The following is a 6,639-nucleotide window of genomic DNA, read 5'->3' on the forward strand; positions in this document are numbered from 1 at the left end:
CGCGTCGCCGCGCGGCTGCATACCGGCCTGACCGCCGACTGCACCGTGCTGGATATGCTCGAAAACACCGACCTCATCCAGATCCGCCCCGCCTTCGGCGGCAACATCATGGCGCAGATCGTCACCCCCAACCACCGCCCGCAGATGGCGACGGTGCGCTACAAGGTGATGGACGCGCCCGCGCGGTCGGGGACCCCGTCGGGCGAAATCGCGGTGCGGGCGGTCACGCCGGCCATGCTGGAAAGCGGCGTGACCGTGCTTGGCGTCACCCCCAAGGAACCGGAGCAGTTTATCGAGGGGGTCGACGTGCTCGTCGCAGCGGGCCGGGGCGTCAAAAAGGAAGAGGACCTCGCGCTGCTTGAGGAGCTCGCGGAGCTGCTCGGCGGGCAGCTCGCCTGCACCCGCCCGCTCGCCGAGAGCGGCTGGGTGGAGGCCAAGCGCCAGGTGGGGCTCAGCGGGCGCACCGTGCGCCCCCGGCTCATCATCACCTGCGGCGTCTCGGGCGCGGTGCAGTTCGTCGCGGGGATGCAGGGCGCCGACCTCATCGTCGCGATCAATAAGGACGAGAAGGCGCCCATCTTCAAGACCGCCCACTATGGGCTGGTGGGGGACCTCTATGAGATCGTGCCCCGCCTCATCGAACGGATCAAGGCCGCCAAGGGGGTGCTGGTATGAGCTATAAGCAGATGACAGAGGCGGACGTCGCCGCCCTGCGGGAGCTGATCGGGGACGACGAGCGCGTCTTCGCGGGGGAGGAGATCCACGAGGACTACAGCCACGACGAGCTGAGCGGCACCGTCCATTACCCCGATGTCGTGCTGCGGGTGCTCTCCGCGGAGGAGGTGTCCGCCGTCATGCGCTACGCCTCCCGCGAGCGCATCCCCGTCACCCCGCGCGGCGCGGGCACCGGGCTTGTGGGCGCGGCGGTCGCCGCCGAGGGGGGCATCCTGCTCGACATGAGCCTCATGAACCGCTTCCTTGAGCTCGATGAGGACAATTTGACCCTGACCGTCGAGCCGGGCGTGCTGCTCATGGAGATCTACGCCTATGTCGAGGAGAAGGGCTTCTTCTACCCGCCCGACCCGGGCGAAAAATCCGCCACGATCGGCGGAAACGTCAGCACCAACGCGGGCGGGATGCGCGCCGTCAAGTACGGCGTCACCCGCGACTACGTGCGCGGGCTGGAGGTCGTGCTCCCGAACGGCGAGATCGTCTGGTTCGGCGGCAAGGTCGTCAAGAACAGCTCGGGCTATTCGATGAAGGACCTGATCGTCGGCTCGGAGGGGACACTCGGCGTGGTCACCAAGGTCATCCTCAAGCTGCTGCCGCTGCCGAAGCGCACCGTCAGCCTGCTCGTGCCCTTCCCGAGCCTGCGGGACGCGATCAACACCGTGCCCCTCATCGTCCGCTCCAAGGCCGCGCCCACGGCGGTCGAATTCATGGAGCGGGAGGTCATCCTCGACGCCGAGCAGTACCTCGGCAAGAAGTTCCCCGACCACTCGGCCGACGCCTACCTCATCCTCAAGTTCGACGGCCCCTCGCTCGAGCAGATCGAGCGGGACTACGAGGGGGTCGCGAAGCTCTGCCTCGAGCAGGGCGCGCTCGACGTGCTCATCTCCGACACCGAGGAGCGGGACGAATCGATCTGGAAGGCGCGCGGCGCCTTCCTCGAGGCGATCCGCGGCTCGACCGACGAGATGGACGAGGTCGACGTGGTCGTGCCGCGCGGCAGCATCAACCGGATGGTTTCGTACATCCACGCCCTCCAGTCGGAGCTCGGCGTGCGCATCAAGAGCTTCGGCCACGCGGGGGATGGGAACCTCCACGCCTACATCCTGCGGGACGGCAGGGAGGAGGACGAATGGCAGCGTGTCCTGCACCTCGCGATGGAAAAGATTTACGCCGAGGCGAACGTCCTGCGCGGGCAGGTGTCGGGCGAGCACGGCATCGGATACGCCAAGCGCCCCTACCTGCGCGAGTCGCTCGAGCCGCAGGTGCTCGAGCTCATGCGCGGCGTCAAGCGCGCCTTCGACCCCGAAAACATCCTCAATCCGCACAAGGTCTGCGGCCTCTGACGGCCGCGCGAAAAGACAGCCCCGGAACCAGACGGTTCCGGGGCTGTCCGCATATCCTGTTCAGGCGCCGTGGAGAAGGTTTGGCTGCGCGGCGAGCAGCTTCGGCAGCGCCTCCCCGACCGATTGGGGGGTGAGCGCGGACAGGCGCAGGCGCACTTCGTCCGCGGGCCGGAAGCCGCCGGGCATGTGGAAGTAGTTGAGCCGCCAGCGGGGCAGGGGCGGGAAGGAGGCGAGCAGCTCTCCGAGCGCCCCTGCGTCCATGCCGGGGAAGAGGGTGGTGCGCGCCTCAAACGCCGCGCCGAGCGCGCCAAGGGTATCGACCGTAAGGCGCACGTCAGAAAAGCAGTCCGCGCCGCAGACGGCGGGGTAGTCCGCCGGGAGCGCCTTGACGTCGACGGCGACATAGTCGAGCAGGCCCTCGCGCCAGAGGCGTTCGACAAGCGCGGGCCGGCGGCCGTTGGTGTCGAGCTTGATCCGGTAGCCGAGCGGCCGGACGCGGCGGAGGAACGCCTCCAAGTCGGGCTGGAGGGTCGGCTCGCCGCCGCTCACGACCACCCCGTCGAGCAGGCCCCGCCGCTTTTCGAGGAAGGAGAAGACCTCCTCCTCGGGGAGCCGGCCGCCGTCCCCGGCGATCAGCTCCCGGTTGTGGCAGTAAAAACAGTCGAGGTCGCAGCCGCGCGTGAAGAGCACGCAGGCGAGCGCGCCGGGGAAGTCGATCGTGCTGCTGCGCTGCATCCCGCCGAAGATCATGCGCTCAGCTCCTCCGGCTTGATGCGGTACTTTTTGCGCTCCTTATACTCCTCCCGCTTGCCGCGGTGGAAGTTCTGCACCGGGCGCAGGTAGCCGACCACGCGGCTCCACACCTCGGTGCCGCGGCCGCATTCGGGACAGGAATAGACCTCGCCGTTCAGGTAGCCGTGCTCGGGGCAGACCGAGAAGGTGGGTGTCAGCGAGATGTAGGGGAGCTGATAGTTGGTGAACGCCTTGCGGATGAGGGACTTGGCGACCTCGACGTCGCTGATCTGCTCGCCGAGGTAGAGGTGGAGCACCGTGCCGCCCGTGTACTTGCATTGCAGCTCGTCCTGGAGGTCGAGCGTCTCGAAGATGTCGTCGGTGAAGCCGACCGGAAGCTGGGTCGAGTTGGTGTAGTAGGGGGCGTCCTGCCCGGCGGTGATGATGTCGGGGTATTTCTTTTTGTCGAGCTGGGCGAGGCTGTAGCTCGTGCCCTCCGCCGGGGTCGCCTCGAGGTTGTAGACGTGGCCCGTCTCCTCCTGGAAGCGGGTGATCGTGTCGCGCATGAAGTCGAGGATGCCGAGCGAAAATTCCTGTCCCTCGGGGGTGGTGATGTCCTTGCCGAGGAAGTTGAGGCAGGCCTCGTTCATGCCGATGAGCCCGATCGTGTTGAAGTGGTTGAACCAGTAGCTGCCCGTGCGCTCCTTCACGTTTTCGAGGTAGTGCGCCGAGTAGGGGTACATGCCGCGGCGGGTCTGCTCCTCGATCGTCTTGCGCTTGATCTCGAGGCTCTCCCTGGCGATCTCCATCAGGTCGAGCAGGCGGGATTTGAACGCCTCCTCCGTCCTGGAGAGGTAGCCGACGCGCGGGAGGTTGATCGTCACGACGCCGATCGAGCCGGTGAGCGGGTTGGAGCCGAAAAGGCCGCCGCCGCGCTTCCTGAGCTCGCCCGTGTTGAGCCGCAGGCGGCAGCACATCGAGAGCGCGTCCTCGGGGGAGAGGTCGGAGTTGATGTAGTTGGAGAAGTAGGGAATACCGTATTTGCAGGTGATCTCCATGAACTTGTTGACCACCGGGCTGTCCCACTCGAAGTCCTTGGTGACGTTGATCGTCGGAATCGGGAAGGTGAAGACGCGGCCCTTCTTGTCGCCCTCCATCATGACCTCGCAGAAGGCGAGGTTGAGCATGTCCATCTCCGCCTGGAACTCGCCGTAGGTCGCGTCCATCGGCTGGCCGCCGATGATGACCGCCTGGTCGCGCAGGGTGCGGGGCGGCTTGATATCGAAGGTGAGGTTGGAGAAGGGGCACTGGAAGCCCACGCGGGTGGGGACGTTGAGGTTGAAGATGAACTCCTGGAGCGCCTGCTTGACCGTCGCGAAATCGAGGTGGTCGTAGCGGATGAAGGGGGCGCAGTAGGTGTCGAAGGAGGACCACGCGCCCGCCGTTTCGCCCTGGGTGGTGAAGGTTGAGTTGACGATCTGTCCAAGGAAGCTGCGCAGGTGCCTGGCGGGGCTCGATTCGACCTTGCCGGGCACGCCGCCGAAGCCGCCCAGCAGCAGCTGCTTGAGGTCCCAGCCGGCGCAGTAGGGGCCGAAGAACCCGAGGTCGTGCAGGTGCAGATCTCCCGAGAGGTGGGCGTCGCGGATCTTGTCGGGGTAGATCTCATGCAGCCAGTACTGCTTGGTGAACGTCTCGCGGATGTAGTTGTTCATGCCCGCGATCGACTTCTGGGCGTTGGCGTTTTCCTTGACGCGCCAGTCGCCGTCGCCCATATACTTGGAGAACATGTCGATCGTCGCGCCGATGAGGGCGTTTGCCTCGCGCGCGCTGCGGCGCTTCTCCCGGTAGAGGATGTACGCCTTGGAGGTCTTGGCGTGGCCGTTTTCGATGAGCACCTTCTCGACGAGGTCCTGCACCTTTTCCACCTCGGCCGTGCCGTCGGGGAACTGCGCGTCCGCCAGGACGATCACCTGATCGGTCAGCTCCTCGGCGCGGCCCCAGTCGCTGCCGCCCACCGCGACGGCCGCCTTATAGATGGCGCGGGTGATTTTTTCCGGCTGAAAGGCGACGACCTCGCCGCTGCGCTTGCGAATCGTGTTGATCATTGCAAACCCTTCCTCACTAGATATTGTGTTTTACAGATAGTATTATACGATATCTTGTATGTGGATGCAATAGCAAACACAGAAATATTTTCCGGTGGGGCAGGTTTGTGCAATCTGGCGGAATCGGCCCGGCGGGATGGTGGAAACTGCTGAAATTTGCGGTTTTGGGATATTCCGCATTGACAAGCGGGGGCGCGCTTTTTATAATGAAAACAACTTGTTGAACAAGTTGAACAATATGAACAACTGAGGAAATGCAGGAGGGTATGTTATGAATGGAATCGGGAGAAAACTGGTGGGCCAGTGGAACACGAAAACGGTGGTCGGCGTCGCGCTCGGCGCCATCCTGATGGCGATCATGATGGTCTACATCCAGATCCCCATCTTTACGCAGGTGCAGTTCAGCCTCGCGCCCGTCGTCATCGTCATCGTCGGCGCGCTCTTTGGGCCGCTGCCCGCGGCGATCGCCGCCTGCTTCGGCAACTTCCTGGCCGACATGATCGGCGGCTGGGGCTTCTGGTTCGACTGGACGATCGGGCATTTCTTCTGCGGCTTCATCACCGGCCTGCTGCCCGTCTACGGCGCGAACGTCGGCGAGGGGGTCTTTACCAACAAGCAGGCGGCCATCTTCGCCGTCCTCGCCTTCTGCGCGCCGCTCATCGCCTTCTGCGGCATCACTCCGCTCTTCACGATGATGTGGTACCAGGGCGAACTGGAGATCGGCATGGTGCAGGGCGTCATCGCCGGCGTCAAGGACGGCCTCATGGCCGCGATCATCGGCGTGCCGCTGCTCAAGATGATGGCCAAAAAGAACCGGCTGAAAACCAACCTCACGGAGGAATAATCCGACATGAAAAAGCCCGTGATCGAATTCCGGGATTTCGGGATGCGCTACGCGTCACAGCAGAAGCCCACCCTTTACGACATCAACCTGACAATCTACGAGGGGGAAAAGGTGCTCATCCTCGGGCCGTCCGGCAGCGGGAAATCGACGCTGGGCTCCTGCCTGAACGGGCTGCTGCCCTTCTCGGTCAAGGCGGAGTTCACCGGCAGCCTCAAGGTCATGGGCGACGAGACGCGCGGCCTCGACATCCATAAGCTCAGCAACCGCGTCGGCACCGTTATGCAGGATTCCGACTGCCAGTTCGCGGGGCTGACGGTGGGGGAGGACGTCGCCTTCTCGCTGGAAAACGACTGCGTCCCGCGCCCCGTCATGCTCGAAAAGGTGCGGCGGGCGCTGGGAATCGTGGGGATGGAGCGGTTCACCGCCCACACCCCCTTCTCCCTCTCGGGCGGGCAGAAGCAGAAGGTTTCGCTCGCCGGCGTCATGCACAACGACGTGGGCATCCTGCTCTTCGACGAGCCGCTCGCCGCCCTCGACCCGCAGGCGGGGCTCCAGGCGATCGAGCTCATCGATAAAATCCACCGGGAGCAGCACAAGACGGTCGTCATCATCGAGCACCGGCTGGAGGACGTGCTCCACCGGCCGGTCGACCGGGTCATCCTGCTCGACGGAGGGCGGATCGTCGCGGACACCACCCCGGCCAAAATTTTAAGCTCCCCGCTTTTGCGGGAGCACGGCATCCGGGAACCGCTCTACGTGACGGCGCTCAAATACGCCGGCTGCGAGATTTCCGAGGAGGACCGCCCCGAATCGGTGGAGGAGATCCGCCTCGAGGGGCGGGAGGAGGCGCTGCGCGGCTGGTTCGCCAGCGAGACCCCCCACC

General features: G+C 64.9%; 6 protein-coding genes. 4 read left to right on the forward strand and 2 right to left on the reverse strand.

Annotation, left to right across the window (positions count from 1 at the left end; translation table 11 throughout):
• Positions 1-675, forward strand: a 675-nt coding sequence (locus RDM88_RS10895; protein WP_308754865.1) for an electron transfer flavoprotein subunit alpha/FixB family protein, incomplete at its 5' end; no start/stop codon positions are given.
• Positions 672-2,075 carry an FAD-linked oxidase C-terminal domain-containing protein gene (locus tag RDM88_RS10900; RefSeq protein WP_308754866.1) on the forward strand — a complete coding sequence of 468 codons (1,404 nt, stop codon included), beginning with the start codon at positions 672-674 and terminating at the stop codon, positions 2,073-2,075. The genes RDM88_RS10895 and RDM88_RS10900, both read left to right, overlap by 4 nt.
• Positions 2,076-2,135: 60 nt before the next feature.
• Here RDM88_RS10900 and RDM88_RS10905 read toward each other — a convergent pair whose 3' ends face one another.
• Complete coding sequence (locus RDM88_RS10905) at positions 2,136-2,825, reverse strand: anaerobic ribonucleoside-triphosphate reductase activating protein (protein ID WP_308754867.1); 690 nt, start codon at positions 2,823-2,825, stop codon at positions 2,136-2,138.
• Positions 2,822-4,912: a ribonucleoside triphosphate reductase gene (locus tag RDM88_RS10910; protein WP_308754868.1), complete on the reverse strand. Its 2,091-nt coding sequence runs from the start codon at positions 4,910-4,912 to the stop codon at positions 2,822-2,824. Before RDM88_RS10910 ends, RDM88_RS10905 begins: the two co-directional genes overlap by 4 nt.
• Before the next feature lie 271 nt (positions 4,913-5,183).
• Between RDM88_RS10910 and RDM88_RS10915 the strand changes: the two genes are divergently transcribed.
• On the forward strand, positions 5,184-5,756 hold the full coding sequence (locus tag RDM88_RS10915) for an ECF-type riboflavin transporter substrate-binding protein (protein WP_308754869.1): 573 nt from the start codon (positions 5,184-5,186) through the stop codon (positions 5,754-5,756).
• A 6-nt stretch (positions 5,757-5,762) separates the two neighbouring features.
• The coding region (locus tag RDM88_RS10920; protein ID WP_308754870.1) for a DUF3744 domain-containing protein at positions 5,763-6,639 on the forward strand (877 nt) is incomplete at its 3' end.

Source organism: uncultured Anaerotruncus sp. (genome assembly GCF_902490045.1).
Taxonomy (GTDB): Bacteria; Bacillota; Clostridia; order Oscillospirales; family Ruminococcaceae; genus Anaerotruncus.

Bases quoted from the DNA above. Each gene is read 5' to 3' on its own strand.
- RDM88_RS10900 (WP_308754866.1), top strand. From the start codon at position 672: ATGAGCTATAAGCAGATGACAGAGGCGGACGTCGCCGCCCTGCGGGAG.
- RDM88_RS10905 (WP_308754867.1), bottom strand. From the start codon at position 2,825: ATGATCTTCGGCGGGATGCAGCGCAGCAGCACGATCGACTTCCCCGGC.
- RDM88_RS10910 (WP_308754868.1), bottom strand. From the start codon at position 4,912: ATGATCAACACGATTCGCAAGCGCAGCGGCGAGGTCGTCGCCTTTCAG.
- RDM88_RS10915 (WP_308754869.1), top strand. From the start codon at position 5,184: ATGAATGGAATCGGGAGAAAACTGGTGGGCCAGTGGAACACGAAAACG.